The sequence below is a fragment of the Dysgonomonas sp. 37-18 genome, from assembly GCF_001899125.1.
Classification (GTDB): Bacteria; Bacteroidota; Bacteroidia; order Bacteroidales; family Dysgonomonadaceae; genus Dysgonomonas.
Window position 1 is genome coordinate 1 of sequence record NZ_MKVC01000036.1, and the last position, 23,249, is coordinate 23,249.

11 protein-coding genes and 1 pseudogene are annotated in these 23,249 nt (G+C 36.6%); 10 read left to right on the top strand and 2 right to left on the bottom strand.

What is annotated here, in order from left to right:
* Both BGO84_RS13710 and BGO84_RS13715 read right to left on the bottom strand, forming a co-directional pair.
* Positions 1-367 (bottom strand): annotated as a pseudogene (locus BGO84_RS13710) (transketolase); the annotation flags it as partial.
* Between the two features lie 248 nt (positions 368-615).
* Entirely contained in the window at positions 616-4,575 is a 3,960-nt protein-coding gene (locus tag BGO84_RS13715; protein ID WP_291029984.1) for a hybrid sensor histidine kinase/response regulator transcription factor, read from the bottom strand.
* 582 nt (positions 4,576-5,157) lie between these two features.
* Between BGO84_RS13715 and BGO84_RS13720 the strand changes: the two genes are divergently transcribed.
* From BGO84_RS13720 to BGO84_RS13765, 10 genes are all read left to right on the top strand, one after another.
* Positions 5,158-5,280 carry a hypothetical protein gene (locus tag BGO84_RS13720; protein ID WP_291029986.1) on the top strand — a complete coding sequence of 41 codons (123 nt, stop codon included), beginning with the start codon at positions 5,158-5,160 and terminating at the stop codon, positions 5,278-5,280.
* Between the two features lie 88 nt (positions 5,281-5,368).
* Positions 5,369-6,475, top strand: coding sequence for an endo-1,4-beta-xylanase (locus BGO84_RS13725; RefSeq protein ID WP_291030061.1), 1,107 nt, complete (start codon positions 5,369-5,371; stop codon positions 6,473-6,475).
* A 31-nt stretch (positions 6,476-6,506) separates the two neighbouring features.
* Positions 6,507-7,478 carry a glycoside hydrolase family 43 protein gene (locus BGO84_RS13730; protein ID WP_291029988.1) on the top strand — a complete coding sequence of 324 codons (972 nt, stop codon included), beginning with the start codon at positions 6,507-6,509 and terminating at the stop codon, positions 7,476-7,478.
* Positions 7,479-7,757: 279 nt separating this feature from the next.
* Positions 7,758-9,482, top strand: coding sequence for a glycoside hydrolase family 43 protein (locus BGO84_RS13735; RefSeq protein ID WP_291029990.1), 1,725 nt, complete (start codon positions 7,758-7,760; stop codon positions 9,480-9,482).
* A gap of 544 nt (positions 9,483-10,026) precedes the next feature.
* Entirely contained in the window at positions 10,027-13,170 is a 3,144-nt protein-coding gene (locus BGO84_RS13740; protein ID WP_291029992.1) for a TonB-dependent receptor, read from the top strand.
* Positions 13,171-13,181: 11 nt separating this feature from the next.
* Entirely contained in the window at positions 13,182-15,125 is a 1,944-nt protein-coding gene (locus BGO84_RS13745; protein ID WP_291030063.1) for a RagB/SusD family nutrient uptake outer membrane protein, read from the top strand.
* A gap of 43 nt (positions 15,126-15,168) precedes the next feature.
* Positions 15,169-18,006, top strand: coding sequence for a SusC/RagA family TonB-linked outer membrane protein (locus tag BGO84_RS13750; RefSeq protein WP_291029994.1), 2,838 nt, complete (start codon positions 15,169-15,171; stop codon positions 18,004-18,006).
* Positions 18,007-18,020: 14 nt separating this feature from the next.
* Positions 18,021-19,826 carry a RagB/SusD family nutrient uptake outer membrane protein gene (locus tag BGO84_RS13755; RefSeq protein ID WP_291029996.1) on the top strand — a complete coding sequence of 602 codons (1,806 nt, stop codon included), beginning with the start codon at positions 18,021-18,023 and terminating at the stop codon, positions 19,824-19,826.
* 35 nt (positions 19,827-19,861) lie between these two features.
* The gene (locus tag BGO84_RS13760; RefSeq protein ID WP_291029998.1) at positions 19,862-20,911 is read left to right on the top strand and encodes a DUF5627 domain-containing protein; all 1,050 of its coding nucleotides are present in this window, start codon (positions 19,862-19,864) and stop codon (positions 20,909-20,911) included.
* Between the two features lie 20 nt (positions 20,912-20,931).
* Entirely contained in the window at positions 20,932-23,139 is a 2,208-nt protein-coding gene (locus BGO84_RS13765) for an endo-1,4-beta-xylanase (RefSeq protein ID WP_291030065.1), read from the top strand.
* The last annotated feature ends 110 nt before the right edge of the window (positions 23,140-23,249 follow it).

Here is a 23,249-nt window from a genome sequence, read left to right on the forward strand (position 1 = left end):
TATGTCCCTGCCCCAGTGGTCCTGATGTATTTTCTATTCCGCGGTTGATGTCTCTCTCGGGGTGTCCTGGAGTAACGCTTCCCCATTGGCGGAATTGTTGTAAGTCTTCGAGTGTGAATTTTCCAGTCAGGCACAATGTGCTGTAAAGCATAGGCGACATGTGTCCTGGGTCGAGGAAAAAACGGTCACGACCTTCCCATGTCGGGTTTTGCGGATCGTAAACGAGAAATTCAGTGAATAAAACATTGATGAAGTCCGCTCCACCCATTGCTCCCCCCGGGTGACCTGACTTCGCTTTTTCAACCATTGAAGCCGACAGTATACGAATATTGTCTGCACTTTTGTTTAATAAATCAATAGAACTCATTGTTAAATATTTTGATGTTTCGAAGTTTAATCAGAGAAATTATATTTGTAAAACTAGGGCTTTTTAGATATAAACTGTCATTTTCATCAGTGAAGCTTTCTTGTTTTCAATAATTGTTTTTTCTCAATAATCATATTTCAAATTTACGAAACATTAAAAATAATAATTACAGAATCCATTCCTTTTACAATCGTATATAGTGCTTTGGACTGCTATTATGTCGCATATTCGTTCTTTTATGTTGCATCTTAACTTTCTCCCCTCTCTGCATACTCTGTAGGGGTACATCCATAGAATTTCTTAAATGCAACTGCAAAAATGGTAGGGTTCGAAAAACCTGTAGCATAAGCGACTTGTGATATGTTTACTTTTTTCTCAACTAACAATTTTGCAGCTTGTTTTAAACGTACATTTCGAATAAAGTCGCTGGTAGTTATCCCTGTTATTTCTTTAAGTTTTCGATGTAGTTGTGTACGGCTGATACCAACATCTTTAGATAGAGCCTCGATGCTGAATTTAGAATTGTCTATATTTTTATTAATAAGAGTCATCAGTCGTTCTATAAATAAATCGTCATTCGATTTAATATCTAAAGGAGTCACTTTCTCTTCCAGCTCTTTTACCCCTACAAATTTACCTTTCAATAAAGATCTGTTTGATATCAGATTATTACAAAGGAAGAGCAGTTCTTCCATCAGAAACGGTTTATCCATAAAGCCATCGGCACCTACATTCCAGCCCATCATGCGACTATCCGCTTCAACCTGAGATGTTAAGAGGATCACCGGGATATGACTTATATTCTCATTGCTTCTAATTTTCTTGAGTAGAGTGAAACCATCCATCTCGGGCATTGCTACGTCTGATATGACCAAGTCGATGCGTTCTTGTAGTAATATTTGCAAGGCTTCGTTGCCATTATTTGCAGTAACGACTTTATAACTCGCACTTAATTCTCTTTGTATATATTCTTGTAGTCCTTCATCATCATCTACAACCAATATCCGTTGTCTTTTTTTATTTTTTATTGCTACTGTTGGATGATCTTTTTCTTCCCAACAAATAGGTGTTTCTAATGCAAAGCGGATTGTTTCGCTTTGCTGAACAATATCTTCTTTTGTGAAGTGTTCATTCCCTATAGGAATGCGAACAGTAAAACAGCTACCCTGTATATCCTTCCTATTAGAAGCTTTTATAGTTCCATGGTGAAGCTCAACTAATAGTTTGCATAAATTCAGCCCTATGCCGAATCCTAATGGATTGTATGGCTCTGTTTGATAAAATCGTTCGAAAATGCGTTCAACCTCTTTCTCGTTTAATCCTAATCCCGAATCAATGATATTAATTTCAGCATACTTTCCTGCATTTCCGGATTTAATAGTTGTAAGGGATATTTTAATCTCTCCTCCGTCCTTCGTATATTTGAATGCGTTTATGAGCAAGTTCATCAATACCTTATCGAAGTTATTTCTGTCAATCCATACCGGCACACGATCTTCTGTTGATTCGAAAGAGAACTTTATATCTCGCTTATTTGCTTGGTAATCAAATACAAGTGTTAGGTCTTTTATAAATCCGACCATATCCGTTTCCTGACATGCAATCTTCATCTGTCCTTTGTCTATCTTTCTAATATCCAAAAGCTGGTTTATAAGGCTCATTATGCGATGTGCGTTACGCTGTATTGTTTCTAATAACTTTTTTGTTTTTTCATCATATTCGGTTTTTAGTAATTCAGATAATGGACTTATAATTAATGTGGTAGGTGATCGTATCTCATGTGCAATATTAATGAAGAATTTTAGTTTATCTTCATTATTTTGTTCTTCTCTACGTCTTTGTTGACGTTTCTGCCATGTATAGACAATACCTGTTAATATTCCGATAAAAAGTAATACATATAAGGATGTTGCCCAAGTAGTACTGTACCAAGGTGGTGAAATTTTTATGTTTAGAGTCTTGATAGAAGAATAAGCATTGTTCTCGAAAGCTCTTACTTCTAAGGTGTAATTCCCTGGAGATAAAAAGTTATATGTTATACGATTCTCTCCCGGAAATGTAGATATCCATTCTTCATTCATTCCCAGTAGGCGATATTCAAAAATAACATTCTCCGGATTATGATAATTCATTGTAGAAAATTCCAGAGAAAAAGACTTTTCGTTATAGGATAGGTTTATCTCTGAGGCATCAAACAGTCTAGTTTCGGATATCGGTTTGCCTTTTATTATCTTATCAGCACTAACTGATACATTATTTATGTATAAATGAGTTAGTTTGGGTTGAAAGTCTAAACTTAGAGCCTTAATTGAATCCGGGAGGAATTTGGTTACTCCATATAACCCACCGAAATATAAATATCCCATCTTATCTTGTAAGAAAATATTCTTCGAGAATTCTCTATCAACAAGTCCATTCCCTGTGTAGTAGCATGCGATACGTCCGGTTTCTATATTTAATTGGAATATTCCGTTGAGTGTACTTCCCCAAATGTTGTTTCCCGTAGCATCAGTGCCTAGTCCGCATATAATGTTGTTCGGCAAACCTTCTTCCATCCCATAGTGTTCTATTTTTTTGCTTTTTTTGTCATATCTGTATAATCCATTATTTGTCCCAATCCAAATATTTTTTTTCTTGTCCTCCATTAGAGTGGTGCAAATCATAGAAGAAAGAGATGTATCATCGCTATAGTGTAGAAAGATATTCTTATTCGGATCGTAACAGTCTACACCTATACTATGTGCAAGCCAAATAAGCCCATCGGAGTCGCACAAGATATCATTAATCCAGTTGTTAGATAAAACTTGATCATTTGCTAAACGGGTTTTATCAGATATCAATATCCATTTTTTTGTTTCAATATTATACCGAATGAAACCTTCTCCAAGTACGGATATATATACATTTTTTTTTTTATCTTCAGCTATAGCAACAACAGATTTTCCTTCGAAGGATGGATATTTAGCACTCCTCCCACTTTTTTTATCAAAAGTATAAACACCTCCTTGGTAGCTTCCAATCCAAAATGTTCCGTTGATATCCTCATATATGGTAGAAACATCTTTTTGAATATTATAAGACTCTAAAATCTTCCCTCTGTTGTTTATCTTATTGAGTTTACCATTGTCCGTTCCTAGCCATAATTCATTTTCACGGTCTTCATATAATGAAGTAATAGATCCTGTTTCTCCATTTTCTTTAAAATACCAAAAATCGAACTGAGTAGGCTCATTTAAGCCCATTAATAATCCTTTTTGATTGCATCCAAACCATAAGTTCCCTTTATTGTCTTCAAAAAAAGTTGTAATACGTTCTTTTATAGGATTGTCATATCCATTTTTAAGTTTGGAAGGCGTAACCAAGGTCATCGTATTGGTATCTATATATTTCAGTCCTTGCCCTACAGTGTTGACGTATACCATTCCGTCTTTAAGACAAGCGATACCTCGTATATTTACATTTGGTTCATCATTTTTGATACGCATAAAGTCTTGACGGATTATATCCCATAAAAAAACACAAGAGCTTGTTGCAACAAACATTCTTCCCATGTGGTCTTCTGTTATTCCATAGACCTTATATTGAGGGTCGATAGGTAAATCATAAGTTTTTACGCTTTTTTTGTCTGGAGAAATACATGCCATACGGCTTTCTGATAATACTATCCATATTTGGTGTGCCCGATCTTCAAAAATATGGTTAGAATAAGGGATTACCAATAGTTTGTTTATATCTGTGAGAGAAGTTGCTGTCATTGTTTGTTTATTAATAGAGTATACGCCATAGCCTCCTGTTACAATCCAGATTTCTCCGCTATGCAGTTGTATAATTCCTCTGACTGATGGATGTGTATTATCGGGGAATTTGACATGAATGAAAGAGTCTTTGTAAGGATTGTAATATTCTAATCCTCTATTGGCACCGATCCAGAGAGAGCCGGAGTCATCAGTGAAAAAAGTTTCGATATAATTACCAGATAAGGATGTGGAGTCTTTGTCATTGTAAAAATAATGAGTGAAATTCCATCCATCAAACTTATTTAATCCGTTCTGGGTAGCTATCCAAATAAATCCTGAGGAATCTTGAGTTATTCGGGTGATTAGGTTGCTCGATAATTTCCCTAATCCATAAAAGCGTTCCTGTTGAGCTAAGCTTAAGCTAATGGAGACGCACGAAAGGGCAATAAACAAAAAAAGGCGTTTGCTCATGTATTTTAGATTTTCGGTATTAGAATGTGAAACAAAAATAAAGAATTAAACAATGAAAAAGGGAACAAAATAAACATATTTTGTTCCATGTGCAACATAAGCTATCGTTTGTGAAACGTAAGGAGTGCTTTATATCTTTGTTTAGGTGGATTATATCGGTTTCTTCTGCTTTGGTAGCACATATATTAATGGTGGTATAATTGCATGCACGTTTCTTTAAATTTCAAATATTAGTATAATTTTCGCTAAATCTACACATGAATCAATTCGATTATAAGTGCAAATGTATGGTATTTATGCTAGCATTGACTTTTTAGATATAATAATCTGTTTTTTGAGGTCAAGCTTTTTTATGAAAAAGAAGCACAAGAAATCTCTTTGTATGCTTTCAAGAATCTGAAGAAACAATATAGATATAAAGTGAAACATCTTAGAGTTGTTGCGGAACATATGATAGCGTAAGCTGTATCAATAATAGTTACCTCTCTTTTGTTAATGGTTTAATTTTACAATGCAGAAAGTCCTTAGCCTTAGACGTGTGAAGATAGGGGGGCATAAATCAAAATCAATAAAGATACTGGTATGGCTTGTGCTTATAGTTTAATTTATAAAATCGACAGGGATAAATCTAAATATGAACTGGAAGATAATGTGATAAACAAGATTAATGTGGAAATCGAAGAACGGTATTTGGATGAGAAATAATGTCGCTCTAAAAATGAAATTAATAAATATATAATATAGAAAAATCATTATCATGAAATTATTAACACCTATTCTTAGTTTTAGCTTGATGCTTTTATTGCTCTGCTGTGTTCAGGCTAAATCGACAAGTGATGACAAAAATCCATCTTTAAAAAACGCGTTAGATGGAAAGTTTTATATCGGAACGGCTTTAAATCTAAATCAGATACAAGGTCGCGATACAGCTTCGTTAAAAATTGTAAAAGATCAGTTTGCTGCCATTGTAGCAGAAAATTGTATGAAAAGCATGTATATGCAGCCCAAAGAAGGAGAGTTCTTTTTTGATGATGCGGATAAGTTTGTTGAATTAGGTGAGCAGAACCACCTGTTTGTTACAGGCCATTGCCTGATCTGGCATTCTCAGGTTCCGTCGTGGTTCTTTACTGATGATAAAGGAAAAGACGTTTCGCCTGAAGTATTAAAAGAAAGGATGAAAAATCATATAACAACAATTGTAAACCGTTATAAAGGACGCATAAAAGGCTGGGACGTTGTTAACGAAGCGATATTAGATAATGGAGAGTTTCGCAAAAGTAAATTCTATGAGATATTAGGTGAAGAATTCATTCCGTTAGCATTTCAATATGCTCATGAAGCTGATCCCGATGCAGAGCTTTATTACAACGACTATAATGAATGGCTTAATGAGAAGCGCGATGCAATTGTGAATCTAGTTAAAACTTTAAAAGAAAAAGGTATTCGTATCGATGGTGTTGGTATGCAAGGTCATGTGGGATTAGATTCCCCGACATTAGCTGATTATAAAGCTGCGATAGATGCCTATACAGCATTGGGTGTGAAAGTTATGATTACAGAGTTTGAATTGAGTGCATTGCCTTCTCCTCGCTTTAATGTGGGAGCTAATATATCGGATACAGAAGCTTATAGGAAGGAGATGAATCCTTATGTTGAAGCTTTGCCCGATTCTGTTTCAGATGTTTGGAGTAAGCGGATGTTGGAATACTTTACACTTTTTCTGGATAATTCTGATAAAGTAAGTAGGGTAACTATGTGGGGTGTTACGGATGGCGATTCGTGGAAAAATAATTTTCCAATGAGAGGACGTACAGATTATCCTTTGTTATTTGATAGGAATTATAAAGCTAAACCTGTTGTTCAGAGTATTATAGATGAGGCAATGTCTAGAAGAAAATAAAAAACAATATCAACTTCGAAATAGCGGAAATATGAAAACGTCTAAATATTTAGTTCCTGATGCTTACATGGCAGATCCAGCTGTTCATGTTTTTAACGGGAGATTGTATATATATCCTTCACACGATTGGGAAAGTGGAATCGAAGAAAATGATAATGGCGATCACTTCAATATGAAGGATTATCATGTGTTTTCTACGGATGATATCGAAAATGGTGTCCTTACAGATCATGGTGTTGTGTTAGATACAGCTGATATCCCTTGGGCTGGTCGTCAATTGTGGGATTGTGATGTAGCCTGTAAAGATGGCAAATATTATATGTATTTTCCACTAAAGGATCAAAATGATATTTTTCGTATAGGTGTAGCTATTAGCGATAAGCCCGAAGGGCCATTCACTCCAGAGGAAAATCCAATAAAGGGAAGTTATAGTATCGATCCTGCTATTTGGGAAGAAAATGGCGAATACTATATGTATTTTGGTGGATTATGGGGTGGACAGCTTCAACGTTATCGCAACAACAAAGCTCTAGAATGTGCCGTTCTACCCGAAGAAAAAGATTTAGCTCTATGTCCTAAAGTTGTAAAATTGAGTGCTGACATGCTTGGATTTTCAGAAGAGCCTCGCAATGTTCTAATCCTAGATGAGAACGGAGACCCATTAACGGCAGGAGATACAGAGAAACGTTTTTTTGAAGCATCATGGTTGCATAAATACAATGGTAAATATTACTTTTCATACTCCACTGGTGATACACATTTATTGTGTTATGCTACCGGAGATAATCCGTACGGTCCTTTTGTGTATCAAGGAGTAATTCTTACTCCGGTTATCGGCTGGACTACTCATCATGCAATTGCCGAATTCAAAGGGAAATGGTATTTATTTTACCATGACTGTGTACCATCTGGAGGGAAAACATGGTTGCGTAGCCTTAAGGTGGTAGAACTGGAATATGACAGCAACGGTAAAATTAAAACGATTGAAGGTACACTTAATTAGTTGCTTGATATACGAGGGACGATGACTCTGTTTTTATGCAATCGATTATAAATAATATAAAAAAGCCAATTACTCGCTTTCTATCTGATAAAGAGATTCTTTTTAGTGAAAGGAAATGTGGTGTGCAACATAGAAGATTGAAAATGCAACAATCCGTAGGGTTGTAATTACTTGTGCGATTGTAAAAGAAACAAGTTTTTATCCTTTAATTTTTTTAGATATATAGCTTTGTAATGTTATCGCTAAAGCGTAAAACCATATAATAACTTAATTCATATCATGAAAAAAAATGTAATTGCTATTATTACAGGTATACTCTTATTTAGTCCTTTTAGTTTGAGCAGTCAGACTAAGGCAAACAAAAAACTTCAAAAAGGGGTTCCTACTTTTTCCAAATTTATTTATCAAGGGAATGATAAGGTTTATAACGAAAACCCTTTAAAAAGCAATGAATTTTATACACCGATTTTGCAAGGGTGTTATCCCGATCCGAGTATTACTCGTAAAGGAGATGACTATTATTTGGTCAACTCATCTTTTGCTTTTTTTCCGGGAGTCCCAATCTTTCATAGTAAAGATTTAGTTAATTGGACACAAATAGGAAATGTATTAGAAAGACCAACTCAACTAAAAGTACAAGATATAGAAATGAGTGCAGGAGTATATGCTCCCGACATTGCATACAATCCTCATAATGATACCTTTTATATGATCACAACTCATATTGGAGGAGGTTTGGGTAATATAGTTGTTAAAACTAAAGATCCTCGACAAGGATGGGGTGACCCGATCCGTCTAGAGTTTAATGGAATTGACCCGGCTTTATTCTTTGATGATGACGGTAAAGCTTATTTAGTACATAATGATGCTCCCGATCATGGCAAAGAATTGTATTCTGGCCACAGGGTTATTAAACAATGGGAATATGATGTAGAAAACGATAGAGTTATTCCTGGTACAGATAAAATAATAGTAGATGGGGGGGTGGATATTACAAAAAGACCTATATGGATAGAAGGCCCTCATATATATAAAAAAGATGGTCGCTATTTTTTGATGTGTGCAGAAGGAGGTACTGGTGATTGGCATAGTGAAGTGATTTTTGTTAGCGAAAATCCACGCGGACCATTTAAGCCGGCTGCTAATAATCCTATATTGACTCAAAGATATTTTGCAAAAGATAGAAAAGATAAAGTAGATTGGGCTGGACATGCCGATTTAGTACAAGCTCCTGATGGTAAGTATTACGGCGTGTTTTTAGCAATTCGTCCTAATAATAAACAAAGAGTAAATTCGGGTAGAGAAACATTTATATTACCTGTAGACTGGAGTGGAGAATTCCCTGTTTTCGAGAATGGGCTTATTCCTCTATCGCCTAAGTTGAAAATGCCGGAAGGTGTACAAAATCAAACAGGAATGAATGGTTTCTTCCCTAATGGAAACTTTACTTTTAATGACGATTTTTCAAGCAAGAGTTTAGATCATAGATGGATAGCAGTAAGAGGTCCTCGTGAAGATTTTGTGAATATTACGAAAGAGGGTTTACAGATTAAGCCATTCCAGACAAATATCAAAGATCGTAAGCCTATTTCAGCTTTGTTTCATAGACAACAGCATAAAACATTTTCAACAACAGTGAACATGAACTATGTACCTGCCTCTGAAACTGATTTAGCCGGAATCGTTTGTTATCAAAAAGAATCATTTAACTATGTATTTGGTATTACACAAAAAGGAAGCGACTCTTATATCTTGCTTGTCAGAACAGATAAGAATAAGTCTACCCTTGTTGCTAGTGAAAAAATTGATGTAAGCAAACCAATAAAATTGCAGGTTGAAGCAGACGAAGATAATTATAGATTTAACTACTCTATTGATAATCAGGTATTCATAAATGTTGGAGGAACTGTTTCCGGTGATATTCTTTCCACAGATGTTGCCGGTGGGTTTACTGGAGCATTGATTGGTTTATATTCAACATCTTCAAATGATTTTCAACCATAAGCTTTTGCTTATTTGCATATAAACTTTTTTCGGCGTAGTGGAGAACTAACATTCCATTTGGAGTCGATTATTCACTACGTCGATAGTTACCTGAAAAATTTAATACCATCTCTCCAGGCATTTTACTGCAGCAAATACTATTAGAAAAACAGAAAACGATAACCAAAACTGTGGTGATAAAAAATACTGTCTGAGATAATAATTGTAAATAATACACTTAAAATAACCTTAAATTGTAATACCATATGATAAAAAACTCTTTTGTGAAAAAATACCAATAAACTGAAGAAAATGTAGCTAGACAATACTCTATGTTATGTTTTCTATGATCAATAATCTCCTAGACCTAAATGCTGATTTGACAAATTCTCGAAGAGAGTATGCAAATGTATTTTTTAATAATAGGCATTAACTTATTATTTAATTTTTAATCCATGAAAACTAATATTGATGACAGCTGACTTTTATAATCCTATTAGATTGATATTAAGAATCGATCATATTATGATAAATTAAAATTGTTAATCATATTAAACTAATAGTAATGAATAATAAAACAAAACGAGCTTGGAAAATTCCCTGCGTAAGTTTACTCCTGCTATTTATTTGCTTTGCAGCATATGCGCAGAAAGGAACTGTTATTACGGGAAATGTCGTAGACAAAAATGATGAGCCTCTTACAGGAGTTAATATTACTTTAAAGGGCAATACATCAGTAGGAACTGTAACAGATTTTGATGGAAATTTTTCATTAACTGTTCCAACCGGAACAAAGACCATCGTAGCTACTTATGTAGGCATGACAACACAGGACATAAACATACAAGGCAAACAGAATGTAAGAGTGGTTATGTCCGAAAATGAAGAGATTTTAAGTGAAGTGGTTGTGGTAGGTTATGGTCAACAGAAGAAGGCCAGTGTTGTAGGAGCAATCACACAAACTACAGGTAAAGTTTTAGAGCGTGCCGCTGGTATTTCCGATATTGGAGCTGCTCTTACCGGTAATTTGCCGGGTGTAATTACTACTCAGAGTACAGGGATGCCCGGAGAAGAGGAACCAAAGATTGTAATTCGAGGAGCTAGTTCGTGGAACAATAGCGATCCTCTAGTATTAGTCGATGGTATCGAACGTCCAATGAGTTCCGTAGATATTAGTTCGGTAGAAAGCGTATCTGTTCTGAAAGATGCTTCTGCTACAGCTGTTTATGGAGTTAAAGGTGCGAATGGTGTTATTCTGGTTACCACCAAAAGAGGTAGTGACGGAAGCGCAAAGATAGATGTTGGTTTTAACGCAACACTAAAAGCTCCGTCTAAATTACCTAACAAATTGGATTCTTATGATGCATTAATGGCTCGTAACAGGGCTATTGAGCATGAATTAGCTCTAACGCCTGATTCTTGGGCCTATATACGACCACAAGCATTCATCAACAATTATCGGAACCAGACTACTATAGAGCAACGAGAACGCTATCCGAATGTAGATTGGCAGGATGCTCTATTCAAGAAGACAGCAATGTCTTATAATGCAAATATTAATGTATCGGGAGGAACAAAAGTTGTAAAATACTTTGCTTCTGCCGACTTTGTGCATGAAGGAGACCTTTTCCGCGTTTATGATAATGGACGTAATTATAATGCCGGATATGGATTCGACAGGCTAAATGTTCGTAGTAATCTGGATTTTCAAATAACAAAGACAACTTTGTTTAAGGTTAATCTAGCGGGTTCTAATGCTATCAAGAAAACACCTTGGGGACAAACCGATAACTCCACATGGGCTGTTGCTCAACAATGGTCTGGAGCCTATAATATTGCACCGGATGTTTTCCTTCCCCAATATTCGGACGGCTCATGGGGATTCTATCCAAATATTTCGAATGTGAGTAACTCGGCTGCCGTTCTTTCTTTGGGAGGTACAATGCAGACAACAACAACTCGTATCAATACAGACTTTACTTTAGAGCAAGACTTGGGCTTTATAACAAAAGGATTGTCTGCTAGAGGAGTTGTTTCTTGGGATAATACTTTTGTTGAATTCGAAAGAGGAATAAATGATTTAAATAATTCGGCTCAGGGAAAATGGATAGATCCGGAAACAGGTCAAGTAACTTATAGACAAAATTTTGATGGTAATAATAAGTTCGACTGGATGCAAGGTGTTAACTGGGCTACATCAGGAGGATCTGTAAATAATGGAGCAACATTACGTAATTTATACTATCAGGCACAATTGAATTGGGCTCGTAAATTTGATGCGCATAGCATAACAGCCATGGGGGTTTTCAGCCGTCAAGAAGAGGCGAGAGGTAGTGTAATGCCTATTTTCCGTGAAGACTGGGCTTTCCGTGCTACTTATGATTACGCAGACAAATACTTTATAGAATACAACGGTGCTTATAATGGCTCTGATAAATTCAGTAAAGAAAATCGTTTTGCATTCTTTAATTCCGGAGCAATAGGATGGATGTTAAGCAATGAGAATTTTATGAAAGGATTAAAATTCCTAGATATGCTTAAGATCAGAGCTTCATACGGAGAAATTGGAGATGATAATCTTGGTGGTGACAAATTCGATTCAGCCCGACGTTGGCTTTATATGACCCAGTGGGCTTATGGAGGGGTTACAGCAATGGATTTAAATCATGGAAATAGTCCTTATACATGGTACAGAAAATCAGCACTTGGAAATGAAAATGTGAAATGGGAAACCGTAAGAAAGATAAATGTAGGAGCAGACTATTCATTCTTGGACGGATTATTTATTGGTAGCGTAGATGTTTTTAGAGATGACCGTAGAGATATCTTGGTATGGGGTGATCAACGTTCTACTCCGTCGTATTTAGGAGCTATGCCTCCTACAGCGAATATTGGTAGAGTTCGTACAAATGGTTATGAATTGGAATTACGTATAAATAAACGACTCTCTAATGACATGAGACTTTGGGGTAATTTCAACATGACACACTCTAAAAATAAAATATTAGAAAAAGATGACCAGGCGTTAAGACCTGCTTATCAGAAAGCTGCCGGATATAGCATTGGACAATATACATCTTACGTTGATGCAGGATATGTCAATACCTACGACCAATTATATGGAAGTACTCGACATGACACTAACGATTCGCAAAAATTACCCGGCGATTATAACATAATAGACTTCAATGGAGATGGGGTTATTGACAATAAAGACTTAGTTCCTTACGGATATTCTGGTACACCTCAGAATACATTCAATGCTACTATTGGCTTCGAATGGAAAGGATTTAGTGCTTTCGTTCAGTTCTATGGTGTGACAAATGTAACCCGAGATGTATCATTAACAAGCTTCGGTAATAAACTAAACACTGTATACGATATCGGAACATGGTGGTCGAAAGATAATACATCTGCCGATGTTGTAGTGCCACGATGGTCTTCTAGTCCGAGCTATAATACCAGTACTCAGTTTTTATATGACGGATCATATATCCGTTTGAAGAATGCTGAGGTTGCTTACACATTTACTGATGGCTGGATTAAGAAATTAGGTGTGAAAAATATGAAAATATATCTGAACGGAAATAATCTCTGGTTGTGGACAAGAATGCCTGACGACCGTGAAGCAAATTTATCCGGTGCAGGTTATTTAGGTGCTTATCCTACTGTAAGACGTTACAATTTAGGTATTAAATTCTCATTATAAGATTAAAGATGATGAAAAATATATATAAAACTTTTCTAAAGAGTTGTATCCTGTTCTTAATATTAGGAACTAGTTTAGCTTCTTGTGAAGATTATTTGGATAAAGAACCTGATTCTACTATATCAGGAGATGATGCCTTTAAGAACTTCATGAATTTTCAGGGCTACATAGAAGAGATTTACAATTGCATACCTGACAAACAGAAGTGTAATTGGGCTCCTTCCTGGAATTGGGGTGACGATGAAATCTTCAACCCCGAGGCTGATGGTCGTATGACTCACCAAGTAGACCTTGGAAACTACCGCGCATGGAGAAGCGCAGGTGATTGGTTATATAACAGTAATAGTAGTTCTACAGCTACCGGAGACGGATCTCCTAAACGACATTCATTATGGCCTCATGCATGGTATTGCATAAGTAAAGCAAATGAAGGATTGGCTAATCTGGACAAGTTAACAACAGCCACAGCTGAGGAAAAAAATCTGATTGCAGGGCAACTATATTTCTTTCGTGCATGGTGGCATTTTGAACTCATGACATTCTTTGGTGGGTTACCTTATGTAGACCATGTATTAGATGCTACCGGAACATTGACTCTTCCTCGATTGAGTTATCAGGAATGTGCAGATAAAGTTGCTGCTGATTTTAGGCAAGCTGCCGATCTACTTCCTATCGACTGGGATAACACAACAGTAGGGAAAAATACAGTGGGCAAAAACCAATTGCGTATTAATAAAATAATGGCATTAGGTTATTTGGGTAAAAATTATCTTTGGGCAGGTAGCCCATTGATGAAAAACGGTCCTAAAGTAGGTGGAAGTCAAACTTATGACTATGATGAGGCATACTGTAAAAAAGCTGCTGAAGCCTTTGGTGAACTACTAAGTCTTGTAGAAGGTAATCAAACTCAATATGCATTAGCTCAGTTCAACTACAAAGATATTTATAATCATGAGAGAGCTGAAGGTTCTACATCTAGCTACTCGGATATTTTTTACACCACTCGTCAAAACTGGTTACAACCGGGATCTGTTGAAGCAATTTTCAGGGGGCCATCTCCAGACTTCAATGCCAGTAACTGGAATACTGCGAAGGTATTTGGTCCTAAAGTTGGCGGTTTGGTTGCTCATGATAACGTGATTCACCAACCAACAGCAAACTATGTTAATATGTATGGTATGGATAATGGACTTCCTCTAAATGATCCAGCTTCAGGCTTTGATCCTAATTACCCATTCAAAAATAGAGATCCTCGCTTCTATCATGATATTGTATTTGATGGATTCAAATATGTAAATAGTACTATGCCTGCGGATATGGAATATCTGCGTTATTGTAGTCTTTATACAGGAGGTGCAATGAGACCCGTAGCTAATGCTAGCCGTACAGGATATTTTATCCAAAAGCTGGTACCTCATACCTGCAACGAGTATGATAGAACATATGACTGGGGAGGAAACTATCACTGCTATTTGCCATATATGCGTTTATCTGATATTTATTTGATGTATGCCGAATCATGTGCTGCATTTGGTGGTGCTAGTGGTAAATCTTCTAATTTCTCAAAAACGGCAGAAGGTGCGATCAATACAGTGAGAGATCGTGTAAAAGCAGGACATGTAGGCAGCTCTTATACAGCAAGTAAAAATAAATTTATAGACGAAATTCGTAGAGAGCGTGCCGTAGAACTTTCATTTGAAGGATTCCGTTTCAATGATTTGCAACGTTGGTTATTACTAACAGAATATCCGTATACAGTAAAAACATCACAGGAATTTAAGCGTGTAGAAAACAATGACTTTTTCAAGAATAACGACCCAAAAGATGCAAGGGTATCAGAATTCAAAGAAGAAGTTATTCTTACACGAGTATTTGGTACCAAACATTATTGGTTCCCTCTTCCTGACAATGATGTATATCTATATCCTGAATTCGGGCAAAATCCGGGCTGGTAAATCCAAATAGAGTAAATGAATGTGTAATTTAAACGAATAAAAGATGAAATATATACAATCAATATTCATTTTGTGTGCCATGTTTGTCTTCTGCCCATTTGCAACTAAAGCTCAAACATTTGACCAAAATGAGGCGGACACACTCAAAAGTGATAAAGAATCGCTTGTACAGATTGCTTTTCGAAAAGTAGCGCAAAGCGACTTGTTGGGTGGTGTATCTGTTGTTAATGTAGAGGAACTGTCAAAAAAGAACTATAACACATATAGTTTAGATAATATGCAGGCCTATATCGGGGGGTGGAATGGAAATTCGCTGTGGGGTATGGATGCCGACAATGCAGGATATTTAGTGTTGGTTGATGGAATTCCCCGTGTAGCCAACAATGTTTTGCCTAGCGAAATTGATCAAATAACATTTCTAAAAGGAGCGCAGGCTGTTGTCCTTTATGGTAGCCGCGCAGCAAAAGGTGTTATATATATAACGACCAAAAGAGGTAAGACCGAAGATCTTAGGATAAGCGTAAGAGCTAACACGGGTTTTCATATATCTAAAAGCTATCCTGAATATCTAGGATCTGCTGAATATATGACTCTTTATAATGAAGCTCGCGCTAATGATGGGCTATCGGCTTTATATAACGATAATGACATTTATCATTCTGCTTCGGGCTTAAATCCGTATCGTTATCCGAATGTAGATTTTTATTCTTCTGAGTTTTTGAAGAAAGTATCTAATCGTTCAGAAGTTACAGCAGAAATTACAGGCGGAAGTAAACGTGCTCATTTTTATAGTAATGTAGGTTATTATCATCAAGATGACTTGTTTAAGATCGGTGAAGCGAAGGATAATAGTATCAATCGTCTAAATGTGCGTGGTAATGTGGATGTTATGATTAGTAATGCTATTAGTGCATATATTAATGCGAATGCAACTTTCTATGACGCTAAAAATGCAAAAGGAGATTATTGGAATGCTGCATCAACATTTCGTCCCAATCGTGTAGCGCCGTTGATTTCATTAGATATGATTGATCAGAATGCTTTAGCTGCTTGGGATTTGGTTAATAATACCAATAATATCATTGATGGTAAATATTTTCTAGGAGGATCTCAGATTGATCAAAAGAATGCATTTGCAGATATATTTGCTGCCGGAAGTAGCAAATATACAAGCCGTCATTTTCAATTTGATACCGGAGTTGATATTGATTTGGAAGGCTTCTTGAAAGGGCTTTCGTTTCATACCAAATTTGCAGTGGATTATGCTACAGGTTATACAACGTCTTTTGACAACACATATTCGGTATATGCTCCAACTTGGGGTAACTTTAACGGAAAGGATGTTATTGTAGGTCTAACAAAATATAACAATGATAAGAAGTCTGGTGTACAGAATATTAGTGAGAGTGCTGATAATCAAACTATGGCATTCTCGGGTCAATTCGATTACGTAAATACTTTTGCAGATGGTCATAACTTGTCGGCTATGCTAATAGCTTCGGGCTACCAGCAAACCTTATCGTCTGAATATCACAAAACTTCTAATGCAAACTTGGCATTACAAGTAGGCTATAATTATCAAAAGAAATATTATGCCGATTTTGGGGGAGCCGTAATACACTCAGCAAAGTTAGCCGAAGGGCAGCGTAATGCATTTTCTCCATCTCTTACATTAGGTTGGAGAATGAGCAATGAAAACTTCCTATCGGGATCTTCTATTATAGATGATTTAATGTTGAGTGTTTCAGGTAGTATCTTACATCAAGATATTGATATTCAAAATTATTATATGTACAAGTCAGCTTGGTCTCAAGCGTACGGTTGGAGTTGGTATGACGGTAGTTTAGAGAAATATACAATGTCTCTCCGTGGAAATAATGATGATCTTACATTTATTAAACGCAAAGAAATATCAGCGAATCTAAGAACCTCTTTGTGGAAGAAAATGATAACTGCAGATCTGTCATTCTTTATAAACTCTATGGAAGGTAATATAATAACACCAAGTTCGCTTTTCCCTAATTATTTGTCTACAGCTTATCCCGAAGCGTCATTTGTTCCATATATGAACTATAATAATAATAAGCGTACAGGATTTGATTTCAATGTTAACTTCAACAAGAAAATCGAAGAGGTAGACTTCTCATTAGGTGTAGCTGGTACTTATTACGATACTAAAGCAACCAAGCGTAGCGAGATAAATGAATTTAGCTATCAAAATAGAACAGGTAAGCCGATTGATGGTATTTGGGGTTTACAAAGTGACGGCCTGTTTGAGAGTAGCGATGAGATAACTAATTCTCCGGAACAAAAATTTGGAGGAACAGTAAAACCAGGCGATATTAAATATGTAGATCAAAATGGCGACGGAGTCATCGATGATCAAGATGTTATATATCTAGGTAAAGGCGGTTGGTATGGTGCGCCGTTTACTTTGGGTATAAACATGACACTTAAATGGTCAGATTTTACATTCTTTGCTTTAGGAACAGGTAGCTTTGGGGCGAATAGTTTGAAAAATAGTTCTTATTATTGGATTCATGGAGATGGTAAATACTCTGCAGTAGTTCGTGACCGATGGACAGAGGAAACAAAGGCAACCGCGACTTACCCTCGTTTAACTACTGAAAGTGGAAGCAATAATTTCCGTACTTCAGACTTCTGGATGTATAAAACTAACCGCTTTGATCTGGCTAAGATACAGGTTACATACGACTTACCTAAGCAGCTGTTGAAAAATAGTTTCATCCGCGAACTTTCCGCATATGTAAGTGGCGCTAATCTGCTTACTATATCGAAGGAACGCAAACATATGGAAATGAATGTAGGTAGTTCTCCACAAACCAGATTTTATAATATAGGTATAAAAGCTGCATTTTAATAAATAACAACAGTATGAAAGCAATAAATAATATAACAAAATTTCTGGTCATTATCTTGCTCTTCTTAACATCCTGTGATGATCTGTTTTCTCCTGCTTTAGAGAACAATAGAGAGTTAGATGATATGTATAATGAACCGGGATATGCACAAGGGATATTAGGATACGCTTATTCCATGCTTCCCTATCAGACTAAATCTGAAACAGACATTGCGACAGATGATGCAGTGACTAACGATAAAGCTAGTAGCTATTTAAGTATGGCAACAGGATCGTGGACAGCTAGTAACGACCCGATGTCTAAGTGGCAGAACTGTAGAGCTGCTATTCAATATCTCAACATCTTTTTAGAAAATGCCGACAAAGTGGCATGGGCAAAAGATCCGAATGTACATATCATGTATTGCGATCGCCTTAAAGGCGAAGCGTATGGATTGCGTGCTTTAAATATGTACTATCTCTTGATGGCTCATGGTGGTTGGACTGAGGATGGAAAACTATTGGGAATACCTAATATAACTACTGTAGATAATATGAGTACAGATTTCAATGTTCCAAGAGATACATTTCAGGCTTGTATAGATCAAATATTTAGTGATGTAGAAAAAGCAACCGAATACTTACCTCTTGATTATAATGATATCAGTGATGCAAATATTCCTGCTAAATATAAAGCAATCGGTGTAACCAATGCCAGTGATTATAATCGCGTAAATGGTACTCATATACGAGGTCGCCTTACTGCTCGTATCGCAGAAGCTATTAGGGCACAGGCAGCTTTGCTTGCAGCAAGTCCTGCATATAACACGGGTACAACCGTAACATGGGCTAATGCTGCTGATAACGCAGCTATCGTACTAGATCGTATCAATGGTTTAGGCGGAATAGATCCAACAGGATGGACATGGTATATGAACAAAACTGAAATCAACTCATTGGGATCAGGAGCTGTTCCTAAAGAGATTCTATGGAGAGGGGACAAAGATAATAGCACCGAAGATTATGCAATGGGGCTTTCGCAAGAGAAGAGTAATTATCCACCATCGCTTTATGGAAGTGGACGTATAAATCCAACTCAAAATCTAGTAGATGCTTTTCCTATGGCAAGCGGATATCCAATATCTGATCCTGCAAGTGGATATTCTTCAAATGATCCGTATACCAACAGAGATCCGCGTTTGACAGCTTATGTATTGTATAATGAAACTACGTATGGTACAAATTCGAAGAAAATTGTTACCGGAACATACGGTACAAATGAAGATGCATTAAATAAAGAAAGCACATCTACACGTACCGGCTATTATTTGAGAAAACTATTGCGTGACGATTGTAATCCAGATCCGACATATAATACGGCACAATACCATTATCCTGTACGCATACGATTTACTGAAATATTCTTAGCTTATGCTGAGGCAGCAAATGAAGCTTGGGGGCCAACTAATGGCAACGGACATTCATACAGCGCTTACGACGTAATCAAGGCTATCCGTGCCCGTGCAGGTGTAGGTACTAATGGAGGAGATGCTTATCTTGAAAGTATTAAAAACGATAAAGATAAAATGCGAGAGTTGATACGTAATGAACGTCGTATTGAACTTTGTTTCGAAAACCGACGTTTTTGGGATTTGCGTCGCTGGAAAGCCAACCTGAATGAGGGTGCTAAAGGTATACAGATAGATAAAGTCGATGGAGCTTTGGTATATAAGGTAATTCCTGTAGAAGCAAGAAGCTACAAAGATTATATGTATCATGGACCTGTGCCTTATAGTGAAACTATAAAATGGAGCAACCTACAGCAGAATCAAGGCTGGTAAATGAATAATCAAAAAATATCTAAATATTGAAAAATATGAAACGATTCAAATTATTGCCTGTATTGTTTGCCGGAATTTTGATTGCATCAATGACATCATGCGAAAATCAAGGTGTTGAATTCCCAAACTATGAAGGCGGAACAACTGTTTATTTTGCCTATCAATATCCCGTGCGTACAATCGTATTGGGAGATGATACTTATGATACGACTTTAGATAATGAGCATCGTTGCGAAATATACGCAACAATGGGAGGTGTATATAAAAACCAAAAGAATATCAGCATAGATATTGCCGTCGATAATGGATTATGTGATAACTTATTCTTCGAAGACGGTAGTCCGGTTCAAGCTATGCCATCCAATTACTACACTTTAGCGGGTAGTAAGATTATTCTTGATAAGAAGATTCAAGGATCGGTAGGAGTCCAATTGCAAGATGCATTCTTTTCCGATCCCGACGCTTTGAAAAAAACGTATGTAATTCCATTATTAATGACTAAAGTACAAAATGCAGACAGTATTTTGAGCGGTCGTCACTTGATACAGAACGCACCTCGTACTTATTCAGAAGCGTGGGATATTCAGCCTCAAGACTATGTCTTATATGCACTGAAATTTATCAATCCGTGGCATGCAAAATATCTGCGCAGAGGAGTAGATCTTGTAACCGAGAATGGTGCAACTGCAACGAATGTACGTCGTAAACCACATGTAGAAAATGACGAACTTTGTAGTTTAACGACTGCAAGTTTAAAGGTGACTAAGTTTCCGGTTAAAACTACTGTTTCTGATGGTTTAGGAGGTGTACAAACTCTTACATGTGATTTACTCCTAACTTTTAATGATAATAATGAGTGTACTATCTCTACCGATACGCAAGGCTATACCGCTAGTGGCTCAGGTAAATTTGTAAAAAACGGAGAGAAAAATAGTTGGGGTAATAAAGACCGTAATGCTATGTATTTGGAGTACAATATAAACTTCGGATCAAAGCAATATGTGACTAAAGATACTTTGGTGGTACAAACCCGAGGGATCGATTCTGAATTGTTTGTTCCAACTTATAAAACTAATCATTTTTAATTTTACTAAAGATGAGTATGATGAAGTATTATAATAAATTCTTGTTGATTATTGTCGCTATGATGGCAATGGTCTCTTGTGTCGATAATTTTGATAGCAACTTTAATGTTGATAAGCCGGCAGATCTCGAGAAATATGAATATCTGAATGAATATGATGTTCTGAAATCGTATGTAGACCGCAAGGCTAATCCAAATTTCAAATTAGGATCGGGCATTACTGTTAGCGATTTTTTGAAGAGAGACATGGTTTATAGTCTTGCCTGTTCCAATTTCGATGAATTAACAGCGGGTAATGCGATGAAATATGGTTCGATTGTAAAAGACGATGGTTCAATGGATTTTTCTCAGGTAGTAAAATTTGTTGATGCTGCTAAAGGTGCAGGTCTTAGTATTTATGGACATACAATATTGTGGCATTCTCAACAAAATAATAAATATCTGAATAATTTGATTGCTGATAAGGAGATTGAAGTCGACCCTAACGATGCAAATAATTGCTTGCATATAAATACAACCGAAGCTAAGGCTAATACATGGGATTGGCAAATTTATTACGAACCGGCAAGTCCATTAACGGTTGGTGTGACATATACATTAAGCATGAGAATTAAGGCATCTGCCGCGGCTACTGTTGACTTCTGGCCTACAGATGGCAGTAATGTTCTTTATGGTTTATCTCTTGCGGCAAGTAAAGAATGGAGTAATGTTACTATTCAGTTTACACCAAGTCATGCGTTTAACAAACTTCAGTTCTGTTTTGGTAAATTTGGTGGCGATTTGTATTTTGACGATATTACTTTGACAGCAGCTAATTCTACGGATAATGTAATCAATAATGGCGCCTTTGACAGTAAAGATTTATCAAACTGGGGAAAACCAAGCTGGCATTCCTATTCCTTCAATATTGAAGCGCTTGCAGCAGGTCCAGCTAGTTGGTGGAAAAATCTTGTAAGCAATAGTAATTGTGAAGACAATGATGTATCCTGTTTCTATGCTACTGAAGTATCTAATGGCCCTAAAGCGGCTACATTTAGCGCTGCAGGTACAGGTGCCGGTGGTACGGGACGGGCAATTATTGTTCAGTCAGGCGATAATGCTACTCAGGATTGGGACACACAATTCTTTGTAAAGGTTCCTCACGTATTTAAGGAAGGTGAAAAATATCGTTTCAGTATGAAGGTCAAGGCTAGTAGAAATGTTAGTATTGATTCTCAGGCGCATAAAGAGCCGGGCGGTTATTTGCATTACGCTATGGTGGGCAGTCCTGATGTAACTACAGAATGGCAGGAATATACTAATTCAGGTTCTATCAATTCATCACAAGAAGGAATGAGTACTATAGCTTTTAATCTTGCAAAAAACAAGCTGGCAACTACATTCTATTTTGATGATATCGTATTTGAGATAGAAGAATCAGGCAATACCATTCCTTTGACTCCGGAAGAAAAGAAAGAAGTTTTGACCAATGCGATGGAAAATTGGGTAAAAGGTATGATGGAAGCTTGTGGCGGATATGTGAAAGCATGGGATGTAGTGAATGAGCCTCTGGCCGGTGCTGATAAAGATGGCGATGGTTGGTATGATTTACAATCTGTAAATAATGTATCGGCAGAAGACGCTAAGAATAATTTCTATTGGCAAGATTACTTGGGTGATGACTATGTGCGTACAGCTATCCAACTTACCCGCAAATATGGACCTGAAGATATGAAGTTGTTCATCAACGACTATAATCTGGAATCAGACTGGGATGATAACATGAAACTGAAGAGTTTGATAAATTGGATTGAACGTTGGGAGAAAGACGGAACTAAGATTGATGGTATCGGTACTCAAATGCATGTCTCTTATTATCTAAACTCTGCAACACAAAAGAGCAAAGAAGACCATGTCGTGAAGATGTTTGAACTATTAAAAGCTTCAGGAAAACTCATAAAAATATCTGAGTTGGATATGGGTATAGTAGATGAGAATGGTAATGAAATTAAGACAGCAAACCTTACTTTCGAGCAACAGCTATTGATGTCTGAGTATTATAAGTTTATTGTGAAAAAATACTTTGAAATTATTCCTGTGAGTCAACAATATGGAATTACTCATTGGAGTCCGACAGACAGTCCTGACGACAGCGGCTGGAGAAAAGGGCAGCCTATTGGGCTATGGAGCTTGAACTATAACCGTAAGCCCGTTTATGCTGGATTTGCAGAAGGTTTGATTGGTAAATAATAATCTAATGTTTTTTAATGATATGAGATAATATCATATAGGCTTTTAGGTGATTCGTACTTTTTTGAGGAGACAGCGAAATCTTTGTATAAGGATTTCGCTGTTTCTCT